Origin of the sequence: Paraburkholderia unamae (assembly GCF_003096875.1) — a bacterium.
Lineage (GTDB): Bacteria > Pseudomonadota > Gammaproteobacteria > Burkholderiales > Burkholderiaceae > Paraburkholderia > Paraburkholderia unamae.
The window spans coordinates 333,207-353,353 of sequence record NZ_QEOB01000010.1 but is presented as its reverse complement, the minus strand read 5'-3'; the positions used below and the strand labels follow the sequence as shown (position 1 = coordinate 353,353).

Annotated in this window: 19 protein-coding genes; 12 read left to right on the top strand and 7 right to left on the bottom strand. The window is 62.7% G+C overall.

Annotated elements, in window-relative coordinates:
• Positions 1-113 precede the first annotated feature (113 nt).
• The 4 genes from C7402_RS22480 to C7402_RS22465 form a co-directional block, all read right to left on the bottom strand.
• Positions 114-1,049 carry a VOC family protein gene (locus C7402_RS22480; RefSeq protein WP_116612166.1) on the bottom strand — a complete coding sequence of 312 codons (936 nt, stop codon included), beginning with the start codon at positions 1,047-1,049 and terminating at the stop codon, positions 114-116.
• Between the two features lie 16 nt (positions 1,050-1,065).
• A complete protein-coding gene (locus C7402_RS22475) occupies positions 1,066-2,859 on the bottom strand; it encodes an FAD-dependent oxidoreductase (protein ID WP_116612165.1) in 1,794 nt (597 codons plus the stop codon).
• 31 nt (positions 2,860-2,890) lie between these two features.
• Positions 2,891-3,748, bottom strand: coding sequence for a fumarylacetoacetate hydrolase family protein (locus C7402_RS22470; protein WP_112171558.1), 858 nt, complete (start codon positions 3,746-3,748; stop codon positions 2,891-2,893).
• Between the two features lie 149 nt (positions 3,749-3,897).
• On the bottom strand, positions 3,898-4,794 hold the full coding sequence (locus tag C7402_RS22465; RefSeq protein ID WP_112171559.1) for a LysR substrate-binding domain-containing protein: 897 nt from the start codon (positions 4,792-4,794) through the stop codon (positions 3,898-3,900).
• A 211-nt stretch (positions 4,795-5,005) separates the two neighbouring features.
• Here C7402_RS22465 and C7402_RS22460 point away from each other — a divergent pair, with 211 nt between their 5' ends.
• From C7402_RS22460 to C7402_RS22430, 9 genes are all read left to right on the top strand, one after another.
• Positions 5,006-5,644: a hydrolase gene (locus C7402_RS22460; protein ID WP_112171560.1), complete on the top strand. Its 639-nt coding sequence runs from the start codon at positions 5,006-5,008 to the stop codon at positions 5,642-5,644.
• 58 nt (positions 5,645-5,702) lie between these two features.
• A complete protein-coding gene (locus C7402_RS22455) occupies positions 5,703-5,930 on the top strand; it encodes a porin family protein (RefSeq protein WP_208948972.1) in 228 nt (75 codons plus the stop codon).
• Positions 5,931-6,083: 153 nt separating this feature from the next.
• Entirely contained in the window at positions 6,084-6,977 is an 894-nt protein-coding gene (locus tag C7402_RS22450) for a pirin family protein (RefSeq protein WP_116612164.1), read from the top strand.
• A 381-nt stretch (positions 6,978-7,358) separates the two neighbouring features.
• The gene (locus C7402_RS46360) at positions 7,359-7,565 is read left to right on the top strand and encodes a hypothetical protein (protein ID WP_133254527.1); all 207 of its coding nucleotides are present in this window, start codon (positions 7,359-7,361) and stop codon (positions 7,563-7,565) included.
• A gap of 524 nt (positions 7,566-8,089) precedes the next feature.
• On the top strand, positions 8,090-10,270 hold the full coding sequence (gene katG, locus C7402_RS22445) for a catalase/peroxidase HPI (RefSeq protein WP_116612163.1): 2,181 nt from the start codon (positions 8,090-8,092) through the stop codon (positions 10,268-10,270).
• A gap of 152 nt (positions 10,271-10,422) precedes the next feature.
• The gene (locus C7402_RS22440) at positions 10,423-10,620 is read left to right on the top strand and encodes a hypothetical protein (RefSeq protein WP_112171831.1); all 198 of its coding nucleotides are present in this window, start codon (positions 10,423-10,425) and stop codon (positions 10,618-10,620) included.
• A gap of 528 nt (positions 10,621-11,148) precedes the next feature.
• Positions 11,149-11,745: an FMN-dependent NADH-azoreductase gene (locus C7402_RS22435; protein ID WP_112171563.1), complete on the top strand. Its 597-nt coding sequence runs from the start codon at positions 11,149-11,151 to the stop codon at positions 11,743-11,745.
• Between the two features lie 510 nt (positions 11,746-12,255).
• The gene (locus C7402_RS46355) at positions 12,256-12,591 is read left to right on the top strand and encodes a hypothetical protein (RefSeq protein ID WP_133254526.1); all 336 of its coding nucleotides are present in this window, start codon (positions 12,256-12,258) and stop codon (positions 12,589-12,591) included.
• Positions 12,585-12,872 carry a hypothetical protein gene (locus C7402_RS22430; RefSeq protein WP_116612162.1) on the top strand — a complete coding sequence of 96 codons (288 nt, stop codon included), beginning with the start codon at positions 12,585-12,587 and terminating at the stop codon, positions 12,870-12,872. The genes C7402_RS46355 and C7402_RS22430 overlap by 7 nt, the downstream gene beginning before the upstream one ends.
• 222 nt (positions 12,873-13,094) lie before the next feature.
• Here C7402_RS22430 and C7402_RS22425 read toward each other — a convergent pair whose 3' ends face one another.
• Positions 13,095-13,970: a YihY/virulence factor BrkB family protein gene (locus C7402_RS22425; RefSeq protein ID WP_244314904.1), complete on the bottom strand. Its 876-nt coding sequence runs from the start codon at positions 13,968-13,970 to the stop codon at positions 13,095-13,097.
• 286 nt (positions 13,971-14,256) lie between these two features.
• Positions 14,257-15,681, bottom strand: coding sequence for a phospholipase D-like domain-containing protein (locus C7402_RS22420; protein WP_224041309.1), 1,425 nt, complete (start codon positions 15,679-15,681; stop codon positions 14,257-14,259).
• Between the two features lie 710 nt (positions 15,682-16,391).
• On the opposite strand from C7402_RS22420, the gene C7402_RS22415 reads away from it, so the two are divergent.
• The 3 genes from C7402_RS22415 (at position 16,392) to C7402_RS22405 (ending at position 19,447) form a co-directional block, all read left to right on the top strand.
• Positions 16,392-18,119, top strand: a complete 1,728-nt coding sequence (locus tag C7402_RS22415; protein ID WP_165841956.1) for a S8 family serine peptidase — start codon at positions 16,392-16,394, stop codon at positions 18,117-18,119.
• Positions 18,120-18,136: 17 nt separating this feature from the next.
• Positions 18,137-18,622: a hypothetical protein gene (locus C7402_RS22410; RefSeq protein WP_116612158.1), complete on the top strand. Its 486-nt coding sequence runs from the start codon at positions 18,137-18,139 to the stop codon at positions 18,620-18,622.
• A gap of 108 nt (positions 18,623-18,730) precedes the next feature.
• Positions 18,731-19,447 carry a hypothetical protein gene (locus C7402_RS22405; protein WP_165841955.1) on the top strand — a complete coding sequence of 239 codons (717 nt, stop codon included), beginning with the start codon at positions 18,731-18,733 and terminating at the stop codon, positions 19,445-19,447.
• Between the two features lie 114 nt (positions 19,448-19,561).
• Here C7402_RS22405 and C7402_RS22400 read toward each other — a convergent pair whose 3' ends face one another.
• A complete protein-coding gene (locus tag C7402_RS22400; protein ID WP_224041308.1) occupies positions 19,562-20,110 on the bottom strand; it encodes a YbhB/YbcL family Raf kinase inhibitor-like protein in 549 nt (182 codons plus the stop codon).
• Between the last annotated feature and the right edge of the window lie 37 nt (positions 20,111-20,147).

The following is a 20,147-nucleotide window of genomic DNA, read 5'->3' as shown; positions in this document are numbered from 1 at the left end:
CTTCGGGCAAGCGTTGGATGGAAGCACTGTCGCTTGAATGACAAGGCTGCGGATACAGCGGCTGGCCGACGTCTGCCCGGCGTGGCCGCCGGAAGCCGTTCGCACCGGGCGTTTCAAGCTTCAGTGTTCTCAAAGAAATACGCCGGCACGTCCGGGCCCCACAGATACAGAGAGTCTTCGGGCGGATGATCTCCGCCGGACCACTCGGTGCCGGCCCCGACGTAGTCGATATCGGCCGAGTATTCCCAGAACGAACCCCACGGGTCACGCACGTACTGAAAATAGTTCGATCCGAGCACGTGGCGCCCCACGCCCCATCCGTCGACATAGCCCGCGCGCTGCATCTGCATCTTGCCGAGTCCGACCGCGTCGATATCCGGAACGTCCCATGCGCTGTGGTGCCATCCCTTCGCCGCACCGTGCGCGAATGCAATCAGATGATGATCGCTGCCGTGGCGCGCATGCAGGAACGCCACGATACCCTCAGACCCGTCGGATAGCGTGAGGCCCAGTGCGCGTTCGTAGAATGCGACCGCGCCCCGCACGTCTGGCGTGAACATCAGGACATGAGAAAGCCGCGAGGGCCGTGTAACCGGTGCGTCGGCGCGTGCGCATGCACCGCGCAACCGCAAAGGCGCCGATTCCCGGCCCATGGCCAGCTTGCAGCCGGGCGACGTCTTGACGCCCGCCTTGAGCTGCAACAGGTTGCCATCCAGATCGTGAAACCAGAGGCCTTCGTCCGGCGCGAGCCGTGCGGGCGCGGCGGCGGTGGCACCGGCTGCCAGGATCTGCTCGCTTAGCGGCGCGAAGTCGTCGGCGAAACAGTTCAACGCGAGATACGCGAGTTGCTTGCGCGTGCCCTCGCGGACCTTCGCCCACACGTGATCGCTGTGCGGCGTGCGCAGCAGCAACTCGCCCGGCCGCGATTCCAGCTCGAAGCCAAAGGTGTCGAGAAAGCGCGTGGCTTCCTGGAGGCCCGGCACATCGAGCGCGAAATGGTCGATCGAATGAACGCCGAAACGCGCGCGCTTTGTCGTTGTCGATGTCATAACGTCTACTCCTGTGTCACGCGGCCACGCCGTCTGCATGCTTCGCTGCACCATTCGTTGTGCGTGGTGCGGCGCCGAGCACCTGTGTCAGCACGCGCCGCAGTTCCATCGCGGGGTCCGCCGCGCGCGTGCGGCAGCGCCAGGCGACGAAGCGGTCTGGCCTCACCAGCACGCAGCCATCGTCCTCCATTTCGCGCTGGGCGGCCCACTGGCCGTACGCGTCGAACGTACCGGTCGCGTGCGCGATCGAGATCGCCTCGATCCTGATGCCTAACTCGTCGCCGATCTGCCGCGCCGCGTGCAGCCAGGCCTCGCCGCCGCGCCCCGTAATCACTGTGAACACGCCGTTGCCGACCACATCGAGCGTCGATACCTGCTTGCCCTCGCGCTCGATCCAGGCGTGGGGAAGAGACGCGCCGGGCGTCGTGGTGGGGTGGTAATACAGTTCGGGGTCGCGCCATGCGGCAGGGAAGGTGGCGCCATCGCGCACGATCGCAGCCGATTCGTAGCGCTGCCCCAACTCGACGCCATGACAGTTGAACTGATAGTTCTGCTGATCGACGGCTTGCGCAAGTGTCTTGCGGCGCGCCTTGCCGGTCTCGCTGTCCGAGAACAGTTCATCGAGCGAGGCCCAGCCGTCCGCAGCGCTTTGCCCTTGCGAGAAACCGAGGGCGCCCGCAATCGGCAGCATCTCGCCGACCGATTTGATTGCGCGGTTCACGACGCCCTGGGCAACCGGCTGCCGCTCGTCGGAGTAGGTTTGCAGGAGCGCGGGCGATGCCTCGCCCTTGACGATCATCGCGAGTTTCCAGGCCAGATTGAACGCGTCCTGCACGGAGGTATTCGAGCCGAGCCCGTTGGCCGGCGGATGCCGGTGTGCGGCGTCGCCCGCAATTGCCACGCGGCCTTTGACCATGGTGCGCGCGACCATCCGGTTGATGGTCCACTTCGAAACGGCTTTCACGCGCACGGGGATGTCGGCCTCGCCGATGGTGGCGCGGGCGCGCGCGATCACCGCTTCCTCGCTGAGGTCGGGCTCGCCTTCCTTCGGGTCATACATGAAAAGCAGTACCCATTCGTTCCACGGGCGCACGCAGATCCAGGTGCCGCTGCCCACCCAGTAGTCGCTGCCCGGCTGGGTCATCCAGTACAGCACGCCAGGGCGGTGCGCCGTGTACTTCGTGAGATCGACCTCCAGCCAGCAGTTGACCGCGCAGCCCAGTCCCATCTCGCCGTCCATCTCGAAGCCGAGATCCCGCACGACCACGCTCTGTGCGCCGTCCGCGCCCACGGCGTAGTCGGAGATCACTTCGATCTCGTCGCCGGTCACGCGATCGACGAGCCGCGAATACACGGCCTCTTCAGTCTGCCGGATCGACACCAGTTCTGTATTGAAGAGAAACTTCGCACCGTATTCGCGTGCGGCCGAAAGGATGACCGGTTCGAGCAGATGTTGCGGTGCATTGCACATCCGCGACGGGCTTGCCGCCTCGTAATCGGCCTTGCGGGCAACGCCCGTCCCCCATGTCTGGAGCCGCGCGAGTTCCGTGCCGGCAAAGCTGGTCGCCCACACGTTGTTCGACATCAGCTCATGGGATGTGGCGAGGGCGCGGACGCGATCCTCGATGCCGAGATCGCGAAACACCTCCACGGTGCGCTGATTCGTGATGTGCGCGCGAGGCGAATGGGCCGTGCCGGGATAGCGCGTGATCGCCAGCACCTCGACGCCGTATTTCGCCAGCAGCGCGGCGGTGGTGAGCCCGGCGGGGCCTGCCCCAACCACGAAAACCGGGACGCGAATCTGTTTCATGTCTCCTCCTTCAGGGGAACCTGGCGATCGATCAACGCTGGATCGACGTGTCTTCATCGACAACGACGTTGCGCAGTACGCCAAGACCTTCGATCTCGACTTCGCATACGTCGCCGGCCCGCATGATGAGCTTCGGCTCACGCGCCCAGCCGATGCCTGCGGGCGTGCCGCTCACGATGACATCGCCGGCTTCGAGCGTGATGGCTTCGCTGATGACCGAGATGAGCGAGGCGACGTCGTGCAGCATGTCGCTCGTGTTCGCCGATTGCACGACCCGGCCATTCAGGCGCGTTTCGAGCTTGAGGCCCGCGCCTCCCGGAGGCAGTTCATCGGCGGTGACGAACATCGGGCCGAACGCGCCGGTGCCGTCGAAGTTCTTGCCGAGCGTCCATTGCGGCGACTTGAACTGGTACTCGCGCACGGAGCCGTCATTGAAGATCGAGTAGCCCGCCACGCACGAAAGCGCTTGCTGCCTTGAAATATGGCGGCCGCCGCTGCCGAGAATGACCGCCAGTTCGCCTTCGAAATCGAGCGAGTCGGAAATGCGCGGGCGAATCATGGGCGCCTCGTGTCCGATCAGGCTTGAGTTCAGACGCGCAAAGATCGTTGGATAGTCGGGCTGTTCATACGGGCTTTCCTTCGTGTGATCCGCATAGTTGAGCCCAATGCACAGCAGCTTGCCGGGGCGTGCGAGCGGCGGCAGATACGTCACGGCGGCGCTCGAGAATTCCTCGGCGTCCGCGCGTCGCGACGCCCCCCAGGAAGCGAGATCGACACCACGCGCGAGCAAATCGTCGAGGGTCGTTTCGCCGAGCGAGTGAATGGTGTTGCCCTGCACGATGCCGAGCAGTCGGCGGCGATTGTCGGGAGAAAAGTGGATGTACCGCATGATGTCTCCGGGTGTTGTCAGTGTGATGGCATATCGAGGCTCGATGAGGGAAGAATAGAAATGGACCGGCAGCCGCGGTAGATCGCGCGGCCGCACAGAGTGTCCTGCCAAAGGAACAATGGATGAGGGTCAATCGAAGCGCGAGGCGCTCACTCATCCTTCTGGATGTGCGTGGCGAGATAGTCGATCAGCAGGCGAACGGCCGGCAGCAGGCCGCGGCGAGACGGAAAGACCGCATGGACCAGGCCGCCCTTGGGCTTCCAGCCTGGCACCACATCGACGAGCGCGCCTTTCTCAAGCTCGTTCTCGACGACCATGAAGGGCAACTGCACGACGCCTACGCCTTTCAGCGCGGCCTGCCGAAGCACGGTCATGTCGTCGGTGATGTAGCGCGGCGCGTGTGGCACGCGCGCCTCGGCGGCGTCCGGGCCGACCAGCGTCCAGACGTGATCGCGCTGCGGGCCCCAATCGAGACTGGGCATGCCGGCGAGATCCGCCGGATGCGCAATCTGTGCGTGCTGGTTCAGGAGCGCCGGAGCGGCAACGAGGCGCTGCGGACTTCCGGAGAGCACGCGCATGACGAGCCCGCTGTCTTCGAGCGGCGGGAAACGCACGCGCAGCGCGAGATCGAATCCTTCGGCCAGCACATCGACCCGACGGTTGGTGGCGTCGAGCAGGATTCGCACCTTCGGGTACAGCATCATGAAGTCGGCCACGTGGGCCCCGATGCGGTATTCGAGCAGCGTAGTCGGGCAACTCACGCGCACCACGCCCTGGGGCTCCGAGACCCTGCGCTCCATGACTTCACGAGCGGCATCGGCTTCCACGAGCACCGCGAGGCAGCGCTCGTAGAACTCCTGGCCGGTTTCCGTGACCGAAAAATGGCGAGTGGACCGATTGAGCAGGCGAACGCCGTACCTCGCCTCGAGGTCGGCGACGCGACGGCTCAGCTTGGACTTGGGCATGTTGAGCGCCCGGCCTGCCTGCGTGAAACCGTGGTTTTCGACCACTTTCACGAAGTAGAAGATGTCGTTCAGGTCGTCCATGAGTGTTCCTTTGGCAGAACAATCGAGACATCTTAAGGCATGCCATGCCGGCGATCGCCGTTGTTCTTTTCATGGAACACAGTCGGCTTCTTTCGGGACTTCAAGACGGCGGGGCGCCCGCATAGGATTGGCCGTGCATGCAGAGGCGATGCCCCAGGCATCGATCCTCGGGATCCCACTTTCACTTCCTGCACTGTTTCTGGAGCCAACCATGGCAAGCGAACCTATTCGCGACCCCGCGAACGATCATCTGCTCACCCCGCAGAATGCGGCATTCATCGTTATCGATTACCAGCCGGTCCAGGTGAATTCCATCGCTTCGATGGATCGTCAACTGCTGATCAACAATATCGTGGGCGCCGCCAAAGCCGCGGTCACTTACAAGCTGCCGGTCGTGCATTCGACGGTCAACGTGAAGACGGGCCTGAACAAGCCGCCGATTGCGCAACTGCGCGCCGCGCTTGGCGACTATCCGACCTACGATCGCACGAGCATCAACTCGTGGGAGGACGTCGAATTCCGCAAGGCCGTCGAAGCAACCGGCCGCAAGAAGCTCATCATGACGGCGCTCTGGACGGAAGCCTGCCTGACGTTCCCGGCGCTCGATGCGCTGAAGGCCGGCTACGAGGTCTATGTCGTCGTCGATGCGGTTGGCGGCACGTCGGTCGCGGCGCACGACGCCGCGCTGCGCCGTATCGAACAGGCAGGCGGCAAGATGATCAGTGTCGCGCAACTGTTCTGCGAGTTGCAGCGTGACTGGGCGCGCAGCGAGACCGTCCCGGCATTCATTGACCTGTTCATTCAAACCGGCGGCACGGCCGGCATTCAGTTCTCGTACGACAAGAGCTGATGTGTCACACGCGCGGCCGGTCGCGGTAGCCGTCCGCGCGTATCCGTCATGTTCGTGGATGAAGGGAAACGAGGTGCTCGCGAACAACAAGGCTCACCCGATCACCACAGCGGTGCAGTACCACTTCCCGAAGCGGACGATGGCGTATGTCGAGGCCGTCTATCAGCGAGCAGGCGGCGACTGCGAACCGGCGCAAGCATGGATCAATGGGTTGCTTGAACCCAACGCGGCTGCAAGCAGCCGTTCACAGGCACTGGCGCGCATCGGGATGCAGACGAGATTCTGATGGCTCGCCCGGAACGACCTTGGTGAACCCGTCCGATTGTTCCATCAATGAGACACAGAGGGCGACTTTCACCCTCTACCGCCGTCATCGTCGCGCGACTACCCTGTATTCATGCAACCACGGCCGCGGGCCGTTAAACAGGACTATTCGACGATGAAGAAGATTCTCGGCGCTTACAGCAATCCCAACGCGCATTGGGTGGGCGATGGTTTTCCCGTGCGCACGCTGTTTTCGCATCACACCATGGGCCGCCACGTGAGCCCTTTTCTGATGCTCGACTACGCGGGACCGAAAGGCTTTGCGCCGACGGACCGCCGGCTGGGTGTCGGGCAGCATCCGCACCGTGGCTTCGAAACCGTGACCATCGTGTACGAGGGCGAACTGGAGCACCTCGACTCAACGGGTAGCGGCGGGCAGATCGGTCCCGGTGACGTGCAGTGGATGACGGCGGGCGCTGGCATTCTGCATGAGGAGTTCCACTCGCGCGCGTTCGCGAAAACCGGCGGGACGCTCGAAATGGTCCAGCTCTGGGTCAATCTGCCAGCCGAGCACAAGATGACGGCACCCGGCTATCAGAGCATCGTGGCCAGCCAGATTCCGTCCGTCGACCTGCCGTCAGGCGCAGGCTACGTGCGGGTGATTGCCGGCGACTACGCAGGCAAGGCGGGGCCAGCGCGCACCTTTACGCCGATGGATGTCTGGGACGTGCGGCTCAACGCAGGACGCGGTGCAGCCTTGACGCTACCTGCGGGCCGCACGCTTGCGCTCGTCGTGCTGCGCGGTGAGGTTCGCGTGAACGGCGAGGAGCGGGTTATCAGCGACGCGCAACTGGTTCTCCTTGCACGGGAAGGCACCGACGTCCAGCTTGACGCCATCGGTGACGCAATCGTCCTGGTGTTGAGCGGCGAACCTATCGACGAACCCGTTGCTGCGCATGGCCCGTTTGTCATGAACACGACGGAAGAGATTCGCAAGGCGGTAGACGACTTCAACAGTGGGCGTTTTGGGCAGATGGCTCCGAAGGACCAACGCGCCATGGCACAGTAAGCGCCGCCGTAGTATGCGAAGCGATCCCTTTCCTGACGCCGGTCGTGGCGCCGGGAAAGGCGCTCCGGGTCGCGAACCGGCTTCGTCGTGTTCGCGACCGGGCGATGCTGCGGGTTGAGCGGTTGGCCAGCGCCGACGTTGGTGTCCGATGGCCGCTGAGGGGAGAGGACTTGACGCTTCATGGGCCGACTGCGGCCCGACGTGTCGCGCGAAACTGCCCCGCTCGTGGCAATCGATCTGCCGCACATGGGGTCAACGAATCAGGAGGGCCTTGACCGCCGGCCAATTAAGCGCACGATAGACGAACGCAGCGTTTGTGGCCGTACTGGTGCCAAAAGTCGGCAGCACGCCCAGGCGCGGCGGCGACTCGAGGAGCGAACGATGAAATTCTATGCGCACGAGTATGAAGGGCGGCTGGAAGTATTTAGCTTCGACGGTGTTTATAGAATTCGCATCACTCAGTTGTGCGGCGCGGCAAAAAAAGCGTTTGCAGATACTGTCCAGCTATGGATAAGTGATGGCGTATCGGCAGACGAAGCCGTTGCACGAGAGGCCGAGTCGTTGGCCCGATTAATTAAGGAATACTAGAAAATAAGATGCTGCGGTGCGCGTTGAAATAAGACTCCATCCTTCTCGAACGATGAAGGCGAACATAGCGCAATTGCAGTGCGAAACAGCGGGGTATCAGCGAGAAAGGCCGTCGCTTGTTCGGTGACTATCCTCCGCGCAATCACGGCCTTCCTCGGTCTCGTGCTGCCCGCCTGACGCCGATGTGGTCGCCCGAAGCCGACCCTCAGACGTCGTTCGGTTCCTCGACGCCTCGATGCCCGCATTGGGGGTGCTTCGGACAGTAACGCCGGGCTTGGGCGCCGGGAATATCCGGGCAGGCATGTCAGGTCTGTGCTGCAATCTCAGCCTGTTTTCCCGTGCGACGCGAAAAACCGGCAGTTTTCGGCGACCGTCAACTCCGGTGTCAAGGGCTATCGCCGCCATAGCGCATCTCAATAAGCTTGTCGAAAGAATGGACTATGCTGGGCTGGCGGGTTGTGCCCGCCTGCATGTCGTGGTGCTGGCATGGCCTTTGAACAACCGTGACCTAGAGAGAGAGAACGATGCCATCCGAAGCTCAATGCCCGTTCTCGGGCGATGCCTCCGTTGCCACACGCGTCGTCGCTGGCACCATGTCCAATCAGGATTGGTGGCCCAACCAGCTACGCGTCGACCTTCTGAATCAACATTCCGACAGATCGGATCCACTCGGTCGGAAGTTCAACTACCGCGAGGCGTTCAAGACACTCGACTATGCAGCGCTCAAAGCCGACCTGCGCAAGCTCATGACCGACTCGCAGGCATGGTGGCCGGCCGACTTCGGTCACTACGGCCCGCAATTCATCCGTATGGCCTGGCATGCCGCTGGTACCTATCGCACGGTCGACGGGCGTGGCGGCGCAGGCCGCGGCCAGCAGCGCTTCGCGCCATTGAACTCGTGGCCCGACAACGTCAACATCGACAAGTCGCGACGCCTGCTGTGGCCGATCAAGCAGAAGTACGGCCAGAAAATATCGTGGGCCGATCTGCTGGTTCTGACTGGTAACGTCGCGCTCGAGACGATGGGCTTCCGCACCTTCGGCTTCGGCGCCGGCCGCGAAGATACCTGGGAGCCGGACAACGACGTGTACTGGGGCGCGGAAACGACCTGGCTCGCTCTGAGCAACGATCCGGCCAACAAGCACAGCCGTTATTCGGGCAAGCGCGATCTCGATAATCCGCTCGCCGCCGTACAGATGGGCCTGATCTACGTCAATCCTGAAGGTCCGGACGGCAATGGCGACCCGGTCTCGGCGGCGGTCGACATCCGCGAGACCTTCGCCCGCATGGCAATGAATGACGAAGAGACCGTTGCGCTGATCGCTGGCGGCCACTCTTTCGGCAAAACCCACGGCGCGGGACCGGCAGACCACGTGGGGGCCCCTCCCGAAGCGGCTCCTGTCGAATTGCAGGGCCTCGGCTGGGCCAGTAACTACAAGTCGGGCTCGGGCGGCGACGCGATCGGCAGCGGCATCGAGGTCACATGGACACAAACGCCCGCGCAATGGAGCAATGCCTTCTTCGAGAATCTCTTCAAGTACGAGTGGGAACAGGAAAGGAGCCCTGCGGGCGCCATCCAGTGGGTCGCCAAGGATGCCGACGCGGTCATCCCCGGGCCGAGGCCCGATTCGCCCAAGCGCAAGCCGACCATGCTCACCACCGACCTGTCGCTGCGCTTCGACCCTGCGTACGAGAAGATCTCGCGGCGTTTTCTCGACGATCCGCAGGCGCTTGCCGAAGCGTTCGCACGCGCCTGGTTCAAGCTGACTCACCGCGACATGGGCCCAAAGGCGCGCTACCTCGGCCCGGAAGTGCCGCGTGAAGACCTGATCTGGCAAGACCCGCTACCTGCGGCGACGCACCATCCGGGCGAGGCCGACATCGCCGATCTCAAGGCGAAGATCGCGGCTTCGGGCTTGTCGGCTTCGGAGCTTGTCGCGGCTGCGTGGGCTTCGGCCTCGACCTTCCGTGGGTCGGACAAGCGCGGCGGGGCCAACGGCGCGCGCATCCGTTTTGCGCCTCAGAGCGACTGGGCTGTCAATCAACCCGTTGCCGGCACGCTGGCGAAGCTGGAAGAGATCCAGAAGGCCTCGGGCAAGGCTTCGCTCGCTGACGTGATCGTGCTGGCCGGTGGCGTCGGCATCGAAATGGCTGCGAAGGCAGCGGGCCTCACGCTCTCGGTGCCGTTCGCGCCGGGCCGCGTCGATGCCGCCGCCGAGCAGACCGATGCAGTCGCGATGGCTGTTCTTGAACCCGTGGCCGATGGCTTCCGCAACTATGAGAAGACCAGGTCGCCGGTTCCGACCGATGCATTGCTGATCGACAAGGCCCAACTGCTGACCCTGACGGCTCCGGAGATGACCGCGCTGATCGGTGGCCTGCGCGCAATCAACATCAACGCCGATGGCGGCAAGCACGGAGTCTTCACGAAAACACCGGGCGCGCTCACCAACGACTTCTTTGTCAATCTGCTCGACATGGGTACTGAGTGGAAGCAGGCCGGCGGGATCTACGAAGGCTATGACCGCAAGACGGGCCAGCTCAAGTGGACGGGCACCCGCGTGGACCTCGTGTTTGGCTCGAACTCGATCCTGCGCGCGCTGGCCGAGGTGTACGGCAGCGCCGACGGCAAGGACCGTTTCGTCAGCGACTTCGTGTCCGCCTGGGTCAAGGTGATGAACCTTGACCGCTTTGACCTGGCCTGACACGAGACGACGGCGGGCGGCTGCCGGACATGAGCCGCGCGAGCAGTATGCAATGCCGGGGGTTTGCGCCTCCGGCTTGCCCGCGCGTGTGCCCCGGACCGGCCACGCGGTCTATCATGATGGGGCTGCATTCATCCGTGCAGGAGCCCATCATGCCCTCCCATCCATCCGCCGGGCCGACCGGCAACGCTCCCGACGCCACGCGCCCTTCCAACGGTACGACCGGCCAACCCGATCGGCCGCCCGGTCAGACGGGCCTCCCAAATCCGGCCCCCGACGACCTGCCTGACGCCGACGCGGCCGAGCCCGAGCCTCACGAGCATCTCCCGTCCAGAAGCGACGACAACTGATTCGGCACCGGCGGTGCCAAGGCGTCGAGGCACGCGGCTCCGTCGCCGGGCGTTGGCTTGTCATCCACCTGCAACACCCGCTCGCCACGTCCTCCCGCGAGGACTGGCGGGTTTCTTGTTGGTAGCTCCCTGAACGGACAATTCTTCTGGCTCCAGTCCCTGCACCCGTCGCCGCAACGCGCCCTCCGGACCAGTTACTCACTTGAACAGAAGCGGGATGTTGTGCGCACGTCGGCATGCTATTCGGGGACCCGCCGCGGGGTGCCGCTGCGCGGCTGACGCAACATGTCATCGCGTGGTGGAGCGGCCGGCACGTCGTTTTCGCATCCCTGCGCGATGTCCGGCCAGAAAACTCACTGTAGACATGACTGTCACCAATAGGCCGCCTCAACGCGACTGAGCACCGATGATTGTCCCACTGGCGCAACAATTCATCGCGCCCGGATGGATTTATCCAGTCCTGATTACCCCGGAGAATGGCCTCACTCGCGCCACACTGCGCGCCCCAAACTGAAGCCTGAGACCACGATGACCACGATCCTGCAAATCAATTCCGCCGCCCGCTCGCAAGGCGCCCAGTCGACGCTCCTCATCAACGAATTGACGGAGAAGCTGCAACAATCGAATCCGGGTGCGCAAGTCGTCACGCGCAACCTCCAGGCCGAGCCGCTGCCGCACCTCGACGACGCCATTCTTGGCGCGTTCTTCACGCCTGCCGAGCAGCGCACGCCGGAGCAGCAGGCTATCGCCGCACGCAGTGAAGCGCTCATCGCAGAATTGCAAGCCGCGGACGTTATTGTGATCGGCGCGCCGATGTACAACTTCGGCATTTCGTCGCAACTGAAGACGTATTTCGACTTCATCGCGCGAGCCGGCATTACGTTCCGGTATACCGCAAACGGCCCCGAAGGCCTCGTTACGGGCAAGAAGGTCTACGTTGTGACGGCGCGCGGCGGCAAGTATCACGGCACCCCGCACGACAGTCAGACGCCGTACCTGACGTCGTTCCTCGGCTTCCTCGGCATGACCGATGTGAGCTTCATCCACGCTGAAGGCCTGGCGATGGGCCCGGACGCAGCGAGCGCGGCGCTCGCTTCCGCCCGCGAGGCGATTGCCGCCGTGTAAGGACTGCCCGCTCGCCGCCGCCGTGGTGGCTCCTGACGGCGGTGGGTCGATGCAGTGAAAAACGCCACTGGCTTGTGCCAGTGGCGTTTTTTCTTGTTCATCGGCCGTCTTCGGTCTGCCGGCAGAAGAATAAATTTAGTTGAAAATTCAACTGTATGAACAAGCGGTTACCCGCTGCGGACCTGTGCTGGTTGATGTGCCCATGCCAATCTCCTTTCGATTGAAGTGAGATTCAGTTTGTGCTCTGAACAACGGGCGATAGTCGACCCTGAACAGCCTCTTGGACGGGCACTACGCCAATGTCTGCTTTCATTGGGTACAACTGCCGGGGCATTTTCCCCCGTTTGCGGAGCATGGCCAGCGTCCTCGGACGGCCCACACTCTACTCGCCCTGGTTGCCCGACAATCCGGACCGCCCGATTTAAACAGGCATTGGCGACTCAACGACGCATACAAACTGCTTTCAATGTCATTTATAGTTGATTTTTCAACTTGATTGACGGAGGGGTGATGACGACCGGGCAACAATTTGTCGGAACATTGGAAGCGCGATTGCTGGATGTGCTGGCTGATGGAGCGCAACAGAGCGTCGCGCAGTTGGCCGCCGCCTCGGGTGTAGCTGGCCGGCGACTCACAAACGCGCTTAGGGCACTAGTGTTGAGCGGCGACGTGCATGTTTCGCAGCGCGACAGCCGAAGTGGCGAGCGTCATTTCAAGCGTGGTCTGGCACCCGTCAAAGACCGAACACCACGTATGCAAACTGCGAAAAAGTCGCCCACGATGGACCCGGTCTCCGCGGCCTTTCATGCGATGGTCGCCCTTGGACACCACCCTGAGCAATGCTGATCATGAACTGCAAACCTAAAATTGTTCACTGGGAGGACGTTGAACCTACGCGTGCCTTCCTGAAGTATTCGATTCCTGCCGGGGATCTTGGTCTGTGCCTGGACGAATGGCCCCTGTTCCTCGAAACGAGCATGGGTAGCGGCAAGCCATTCGAGCGCATGCAGCGGCTGGAAGAGGGGACCTTGTACCGGCAGGGCAGAGATCTCGTCCTGCTTGTGCTTGAGCGCAAGGTCCGGTCAGGTCCCTTTCGGGAAAAAGTCCTCTCGATGGGTGTTTCTTGACGAATCAGGATAAGCAGTCTTTATTTCACATTCCTCAGAGCAATCCGCCGTTCCGGGAAAAGCCGCTTTGCTAATAGACCTTTGACATCGCGGCACCGCACTTTACAGTGTGGCTGGCACAACAGCGAATACTCGTGGCATTCGTCGACTCACAGAAACGACCGGTGCCGTCGCGCCGACTGTTTGAGCCCACAATGAGCGTGCTCAACGCACCGCCGCGGGTCAGCCCGTTTCCATCGACTCCGCCGTGGAGTTGCCGCGCATATTGAGGCGCTCGTATTCTGCGATCAGTTGCGCGCCAAATAACATCAGCGTCGCGAGCGCTTCGAGGCTGAACAGCACAACAATCGCCGTCGTCAGCGACCCATAGACGACGTTCACCTGCGAAAGCTTCGCGAAGTACCAAACCAGCACGCGTCGGGTGATTTCCCACAGAACCGTGGCCGCAAGCGCACCGACGAGCGCATGCCGTAGTGTCGTGCGTCCCGCCGGGATCACGAAATAGATTGCCGTCAGCACGAATATCTCGCCCGCAAGGCCGCACAGATAGAGTACGACGCGGGTCACGCCAGTCAGTAACACCCCATAGCCGAACAGATCGATGCTACCGGTCGCAAGAGCCCGCAGGCCGCTGGAGACGAGCGTCACGAGCAGCACACCGATACCTAGTGACAGGCTGAAGAGATAGGGCAGGATTGCCGACAGCAGGAAGTGCCTGCGCCGGACCTCGACGCGATGCACGAAGATGATTGACAGGGCATTCTCCAGAACCGTGAACGCAAGCGAACTGAAAAAGATCATCGTGATGACGAGGTACCAGCCGACCACGGAGCGATGCTCGAAAAAGGTCGTGAGCTCACGCACGAGTGCTTTTGACTGCCCCGGTATCAGCCATTCGAGCAGCCGTCTGAGCGTATCGAACAGCAACGGCTCGCCGATGAAGTGACCGCACGTGATTACAACGAGAATGAGCAGCGGCACGATTGACAGCAACGCGTAATAGGCGATGGCGCCCGCGAGCAGGAGCCCCTGGTTTTGACGGAACGCGATGCAGACCTGGAATAAGAATCGCGCTGGATGCGCCGCAACAAAGCGCAACGCGCGCTTGCCTGTCTCATCGGTTGTGTTCACATCAGGCTCCGCCCGTTCATTGCACTCGCGCCGCCCTCATCGCACGCGTTGAACGCGGCGCGCGCGGTTCACTCCGCGCAAGCCGCCGCACCGTCACGCCAGGCACCACGCCATTGCCGCTGCGCGCGGCAGCACCGCAAGCCCGTTCGCCGACAGCCCATCGCGGGCGAGATCCGTTGCATCGAGCGCGGGGTTATCCGATCTTACGGCGACCCGAGCCGGCCGCGTAGTGTAGCGACAGGGCATGCCGCGTTCAGAGGAAGTTCCTGATTAGCATCGTCACCCACCACCAGGCACCGCCGCAGCCGGCGGCCCGGCAGCGCGCATCGGGATCCGCCAGAAGGCGGCCATTGGCGTCGCTCACCGAACTTGAGTTGCGCAGGAAGTAAGCCACGCTGTCTTGCAAGGGATCGAGCCCGTCTTCAGGGATATCCATCCACAGCCCGTTTTCGGTATTCAAGTGGGCCGACAGCGAATCGAAATTGAAACTGCCGAGATAATATCGATGGCCGTCGATGACGACCAGCTTGGCGTGCATCATGCGGTTCTCCGGATCGGAATATTCGCGCACCTCGATCCCTGCATTCACCAAGCCGGGCAGATCGTTGGCGTAGGCGCGCCCGACTGCGGGGAATTCCTGCGTGATGCTCGCCAGCGAGGCGCTCACCAGGATCACGTGGACACCTTCGCGCCGCTTGCGCTCAAGCGCCTCGCGCAGTTCCGGCACCAGGATCAGGTAGGGGTTGATGATCAGGATTTCGTGCTGCGCCGTATCGAACGCTTGTAGCATGTCCTGCAACGTGCCTGGCGAACGCTTGTCAGGCCAGTCGTGGACATAGCGCAGGCGATCGCAGGCGATCGGCATCCAGGCGGGATCAAAATATGCCCCGGGAGCGGGCGCAACGGCGGGATCATTGGGCGTGTCGGAGGCGGTGGGTGTATCGGTCGCGGCCTGGTCCGTCGCCGGGGGTGCAGCATCGAGCGGAGCCAGCAGCCATTCGCGCCAATAATGGATGCGCGCCGGGTCCAGCGTCGGATAACCCTGCGAGTCGCGATAAGGACTTTCGAGTTTGAGAAATTTTTCCGGCTCGGGGCGAACCACTTCCGGGCTATTCCAGAACAGGGCGAAATGCTGGTACATGGCGTGCAGGGAGGACGCATCCTGGCCGGCGTCGCCCGACACCATCAGATCGCGCTCGCTGAGCCAGTTGCGGAAGCTCTCATCCCAGATCGAGGTACTGCCGATCACGCCCGTGTCGCCAACCAGGAACAGCTTGTCGTGCATGCGATGCGAAATCTCGACGAGATCGGATCGTGGATGGAAGATTCGGAGTTCAATGCCGGGAGCCACCTCGTGCAGGGCGACGATGAGCTCGTCCTCGAACGGGTAGTGCGGCTCGGGGCCGATGCCGTCTATCAGCAGCTTGACCGGCACGCCTCGGCGCGCAGCTTCGACCAGATGACGCAACAGCAGGCCGCCGGTCTGATCGATTTCGAAGATGTAGGCGAGGATGCGGATCTGTTCGGTAGGCGTGGCACGGTCGACCAGCGCAATCCGCGATTGCATCAACTGACCGTCGTCAAGACTGGCGACCAGGTCGACACATTGCGCGTGGCCGTGCTGAGAAGAGGCAAACACGCATGCCAGAATGAGCGCCAGGCTTCTTGTTGTGGTCATGATGTGGCGAACGGGTTCGATGTGTCTCCGGCGCTACGTCCTTGAAGGTCTGGAAGGCTTTGTCGCGTTGGCGCGGTCAAGTAGCGCGCTGTTACGACGGCGAGCCCGGGATGGTTACCGTGGACAAGAGCGGCGCGAATCTCCGCACATCAGGCACGCAGTGCACAGGACATCGGCGCAGTTGAAAGAACGGCTTTCCAGAATGTCCGATTGTTCGATTGTCGCCGATCTATGAGCACTGTTCCATCGTACGCCCGGCATCGATCGGGGCGGGAATCCACATAAGGGGGATTGGCTCCGCTGCGAGCCGTTAGAGCGTGTCCACGTATGAAATGAAACGTCCAAGCTTATTGGACGATTCAATGCCGCTTGCATTCTATGGGCTTCCTTGCCGGCGGCCGCAGTCTGGTCGCGCCGTGTTCCTGTGCCTGAATGTCATTTCCAACGTTATGAAACGTGCAATGACCTGCTGCGATCCGGCACGCGTTCGGCGCACATTTTCAAATGGTCGGATATAACGCCTGTGATATGGAGTCCGAATGTTGCCAGCCATGCGGGACGCATGGCAAGGAACATGCGCCAATTCGCAGGGGGAAGGAATGAGAGAAACCGAACCCGAACCGATGTCTCGCGGGATGCCGCGGCAACCGGGGAGGGTGGGCACCGCACGGCAATCGTGGCCATGTCTGCGAAAACTCGCGGCCCTCAGCATGCTGCTTGTGGCGGCCGCGTGCGGCGACAGTACCGCGCCCCATCCCGGCGACCCGCTCCTCCAGTACGAGTGGTACGTGCAGAACACCGGCCAGGATGTATTCACGGGCGTGCCGGGCACGCCAGGCATCGACCTCGACGTGATGAACGTGTGGCACGAGGGCATCACGGGCTCGGGTGTCAATGTGATGGTCGTGGATAGCGGCGTCGAGATCGCTCACCCTGACCTGCAAAGCCGCATCGACAGTTCGATGCTCCGCAACTTCGATCCGGCAGCGGCCAACCCGGGCGACCCGACGCCGCCCGCAAACGGGGTCGCCCGTGAAGCGCACGGCACCGAAGTGGCCGGCATCATCGCAGCCTTGGCGGACAACGGCCTGGGCGGGCGCGGCGTGGCATTCAATGCGTCGCTCGGCGCCGTGCGCTTTCTGTGCAATGGGTGCCAGTTGCCGGTCAACCTGTTCAGCATTTATGGCGGCGCGCCCTTTTCGCAGGCCGTGGACGTTTTCAACGCCTCGTATGGCGCCACTTACGACAGTCCGGAGCCCTTCAACATTGGAGTCGACTACACGAGCGTCGTGATTCAGCATCTCGAGACGATGCGCAATGGTCTCGGCGCGACGCGCGTCCAGTCGGCTGGCAACGAGTTTCAGGACGCGAGCGACCTGGATCCCGCGCTGTGCGCGAATGCCATGAAGTACGGCGTCACGTGCTTCAGCGCGAACAACGACCCGCAGCGCACCATGCCCCAGATCGTCACTGTGGCCGCGGTCAACGCCTCTGGCGTGCACTCGAGCTATTCGTCCGGCGGCGCGAATGTGCTCGTCTCCGGTCTCGGTGGTGAATTCGGCTTTGCAGCGAATCCTTATGGATATCCGCCAGGCCCGGGGCTCGTCACAACCGATCTGACGACATGCTCACAAGGCGCATCCAATACGTCGGCGGTGAACGCGCTCTCGAATCCGTTCGACGTGCCGGGCTCGTCAATCAACCAGCAACTCAATGCCGGCTGCGAATACACCGCAAGCATGAATGGGACGTCTGCCGCAGCACCCACCGTCAGTGCCGTGATCGCACTGATGCTTCAGGTCAACCCGCAGCTTACGTGGCGCGATATCCGGACGATCCTGATGAAAACCGCACGCCGGATCGACGCGCAGCGGGTTCCGGTCGCTGTCGAGCTCGCTTCTGGCCAGCAGTACGAACCGGAACCGGCATGGACGCGAAACGCAGCGGGCTTCTGGTTCGATAACCTCTACGGGTTCGGCCTCGTCGATGCGACAGCGGCCGTCAACATGGCGCGTGGATACGGTACACAGCTCACCGGCTCGATGCTCGAAAACGGGGGCGGCGTCACGCTTACGGAAGACGGTTCGGGGGAGCCTGTGCCGCAAGCCAGCGCGACCGGGCTCGAAGTCGATGTGCCCGTGAGCGGCCCGGCGCACATGGTCGAATTCGTGCAAGTGATGATCAGCATGCCACAGGCGAACCCCAGCGACCTTGCCATCGAACTGATATCGCCCTCTGGCACGCGCAGCGTGCTACAGAATGCGTATAACGGCTTCGAGAACGACACCACGGAGGTGGAAAACTGGGTGCTCGCCTCCAATGCGTTCAATGGAGAAAGCGCACAGGGCACGTGGAAGGTGCGCTTCATCGACGTCGACACGCGCGAGGGCGAGCCAATGCGTGCGCAAACCGTGGCGCTCGATGTGATGGGTCACTGAGCGACGAGGGAACGGCAATGAACAGGATCGTCACACGACTTCTCACGGCAACCGCCGCGCTGCTGGTGTGCACCGCGCTCGCGCAGGCTCAGGATGCGACGCTGAAGCAGGGCATGCGCGCAAGCACGGCCGAGGTTCAGTCACTCGCGCGGACGCTGCCGGTCACCATTGGCAAGAGCCGCGTGTGGCCGATGCCAAATGCACCCGCGCTCGACGCGGACGGCATCGTTCAGTTGAATGCCACCCTCGTGATCCGCGCAAACGACCGGCGCGTGGGCCTGAGCTCGAACGATCTCGTCGTGATGTACGCGGATACCGGCGCCGTGAGCGCGGCCGCGAGCGGCCTCGCGCAGCAGGTGAGCGCATTTCCGAAGCTGGGCGTGACCGTGCTGAAAGTGAGCACTTTCGCGCAACTGCAACCGCTCTATCAGACGCTCTCGGCGAAGTTTCCGGGCGCGCAGTTCGACTTGCCGGTGAGCTATGCGAAACAGCGCGCGCAATAGCGGCTGCGCCCACGCGCCGGCTACGCGCAACCTCGGGAGCCGTGCGTGAGCGGCGAAACCGGGCAAAGCGCGCAGCGCAATCGCAGCGACCACTGGAGCCGCCACCCGATGCTCATGTCCGCGATCGGCATTCTGCTGACGGGTGTGGTGGGCACGACAATCACGTTCGTCTACAACCGGCTCAGCGCGGAACGCGAACAGGTCAACAGCCGTATCGCCGCGCGGCGTACGGCGATTCTCGAGACGCATCGCGCGCTATTCGCCTACCAGGGCGCGGCGTTTCATCTCGAAACGGAGATCGGTACCACGGTGCCACGCGAGGCGATGCTGAACGCATTCAGGCTGTATCAGGATGCAGCAGGACGCGCGTATGCGGCGATTCCTGGCGCGGACTATGTGCTCTACCAGCAGGTATCCGGCAGCGAGGCGTCCGGTCAAGACGTGGCGCAGAGCATGAAAGACTTCGAAAGCGCAATGACCGATGTGGTCGATAACCGGCTCTTGCCGCTGCTCAGGTCCACCGACGCGTGCATCTCATCGCGATACGCGCTCGCGGCCGCAGGCGGCGCGAGCGCAGCATCCGACGATTGCGGCGACGCCGCCGCGCTCCCGGCGGCATACCCGCAAATTCCCCACAGTCGGGTTGATCGCCTGCACGCCTATGGCGAATGTGCGGAAGCCTTTACGTCGATCATGCTCGCCATGGGCACCGATCCCGATGAGACGCTGTGGAGCAAGCATTCGCTTGATCCATCATTTGTAGCCCGAATTAAAAAAACACTCGACCTGATGTGTCCTCCACTCGGCCCGACGAAAAGCGATTGAGCCGTCAGCGCACTTCTTGCTCGCGGCTTCTCGTGATTGCGTTCGGCCTACGCAGGCAAGCGCGTCAAAGATGCCCGGCGATCGGACCACGGTACTTTCGTCGACTCCGGCCGACTAACGCCCCATCTCGATCGTCATCGTCGCTTTTGCCAACTGCTGGTAATGCGCAACGAATCCGACGACCGCGGGCGTCGCGGTTGCATCGACCGGGAGCTTCGGGACTTTCAGCGCCGTCACCGTGATCACATAGCGATGCGTATCGCCCTGCGGCGGGCAGGGGCCGAGATACGCCGTGCTTCCGTTGTCATTGCGGATCGGCAGCGCGCCGGCCGGCAACTTCGCCGCGTCGTTGCCGGCACCCGCCACGAGCGAGTGAACGGACGCGGGAATATCCGCCACGACCCAGTGCCAGAAACCCGATCCCGTCGGGGCGTCGACGTCGTACATCGAGACCACGAAGCTCCGCGTTTCGCGTGGTTCGCCCGACCACCGGATCTCTGGCGACACATTGCCTCCATGACAGCCGAAGCCATTTGATATCTGCGCATCGCGAAACTGACCGCGTCCAATATCGTTGCTCTCGATGGCAAGGTCACCGGCTCGTGCATGGCTCACACACACGACAGCGGCGCTAAAAGCGGCTGTCCACATTGTCTTTTTCATCGGATAGCTCCCAGGGCAGGTCACGCGATGACTCGTC

What these genes read in the sequence shown, in the direction of transcription:
- C7402_RS22480 (WP_116612166.1), bottom strand. Translation starts at nt 1,049, where the DNA reads ATGACATCGACAACGACAAAGCGCGCGCGTTTCGGCGTTCATTCGATC.
- C7402_RS22475 (WP_116612165.1), bottom strand. Translation starts at nt 2,859, where the DNA reads ATGAAACAGATTCGCGTCCCGGTTTTCGTGGTTGGGGCAGGCCCCGCC.
- C7402_RS22470 (WP_112171558.1), bottom strand. Translation starts at nt 3,748, where the DNA reads ATGCGGTACATCCACTTTTCTCCCGACAATCGCCGCCGACTGCTCGGC.
- C7402_RS22465 (WP_112171559.1), bottom strand. Translation starts at nt 4,794, where the DNA reads ATGGACGACCTGAACGACATCTTCTACTTCGTGAAAGTGGTCGAAAAC.
- C7402_RS22460 (WP_112171560.1), top strand. Translation starts at nt 5,006, where the DNA reads ATGGCAAGCGAACCTATTCGCGACCCCGCGAACGATCATCTGCTCACC.
- C7402_RS22455 (WP_208948972.1), top strand. Translation starts at nt 5,703, where the DNA reads ATGAAGGGAAACGAGGTGCTCGCGAACAACAAGGCTCACCCGATCACC.
- C7402_RS22450 (WP_116612164.1), top strand. Translation starts at nt 6,084, where the DNA reads ATGAAGAAGATTCTCGGCGCTTACAGCAATCCCAACGCGCATTGGGTG.
- C7402_RS46360 (WP_133254527.1), top strand. Translation starts at nt 7,359, where the DNA reads ATGAAATTCTATGCGCACGAGTATGAAGGGCGGCTGGAAGTATTTAGC.
- katG (WP_116612163.1), top strand. Translation starts at nt 8,090, where the DNA reads ATGCCATCCGAAGCTCAATGCCCGTTCTCGGGCGATGCCTCCGTTGCC.
- C7402_RS22440 (WP_112171831.1), top strand. Translation starts at nt 10,423, where the DNA reads ATGCCCTCCCATCCATCCGCCGGGCCGACCGGCAACGCTCCCGACGCC.
- C7402_RS22435 (WP_112171563.1), top strand. Translation starts at nt 11,149, where the DNA reads ATGACCACGATCCTGCAAATCAATTCCGCCGCCCGCTCGCAAGGCGCC.
- C7402_RS46355 (WP_133254526.1), top strand. Translation starts at nt 12,256, where the DNA reads ATGACGACCGGGCAACAATTTGTCGGAACATTGGAAGCGCGATTGCTG.
- C7402_RS22430 (WP_116612162.1), top strand. Translation starts at nt 12,585, where the DNA reads ATGCTGATCATGAACTGCAAACCTAAAATTGTTCACTGGGAGGACGTT.
- C7402_RS22420 (WP_224041309.1), bottom strand. Translation starts at nt 15,681, where the DNA reads ATGACCACAACAAGAAGCCTGGCGCTCATTCTGGCATGCGTGTTTGCC.
- C7402_RS22415 (WP_165841956.1), top strand. Translation starts at nt 16,392, where the DNA reads ATGCTGCTTGTGGCGGCCGCGTGCGGCGACAGTACCGCGCCCCATCCC.
- C7402_RS22410 (WP_116612158.1), top strand. Translation starts at nt 18,137, where the DNA reads ATGAACAGGATCGTCACACGACTTCTCACGGCAACCGCCGCGCTGCTG.
- C7402_RS22405 (WP_165841955.1), top strand. Translation starts at nt 18,731, where the DNA reads ATGCTCATGTCCGCGATCGGCATTCTGCTGACGGGTGTGGTGGGCACG.
- C7402_RS22400 (WP_224041308.1), bottom strand. Translation starts at nt 20,110, where the DNA reads ATGAAAAAGACAATGTGGACAGCCGCTTTTAGCGCCGCTGTCGTGTGT.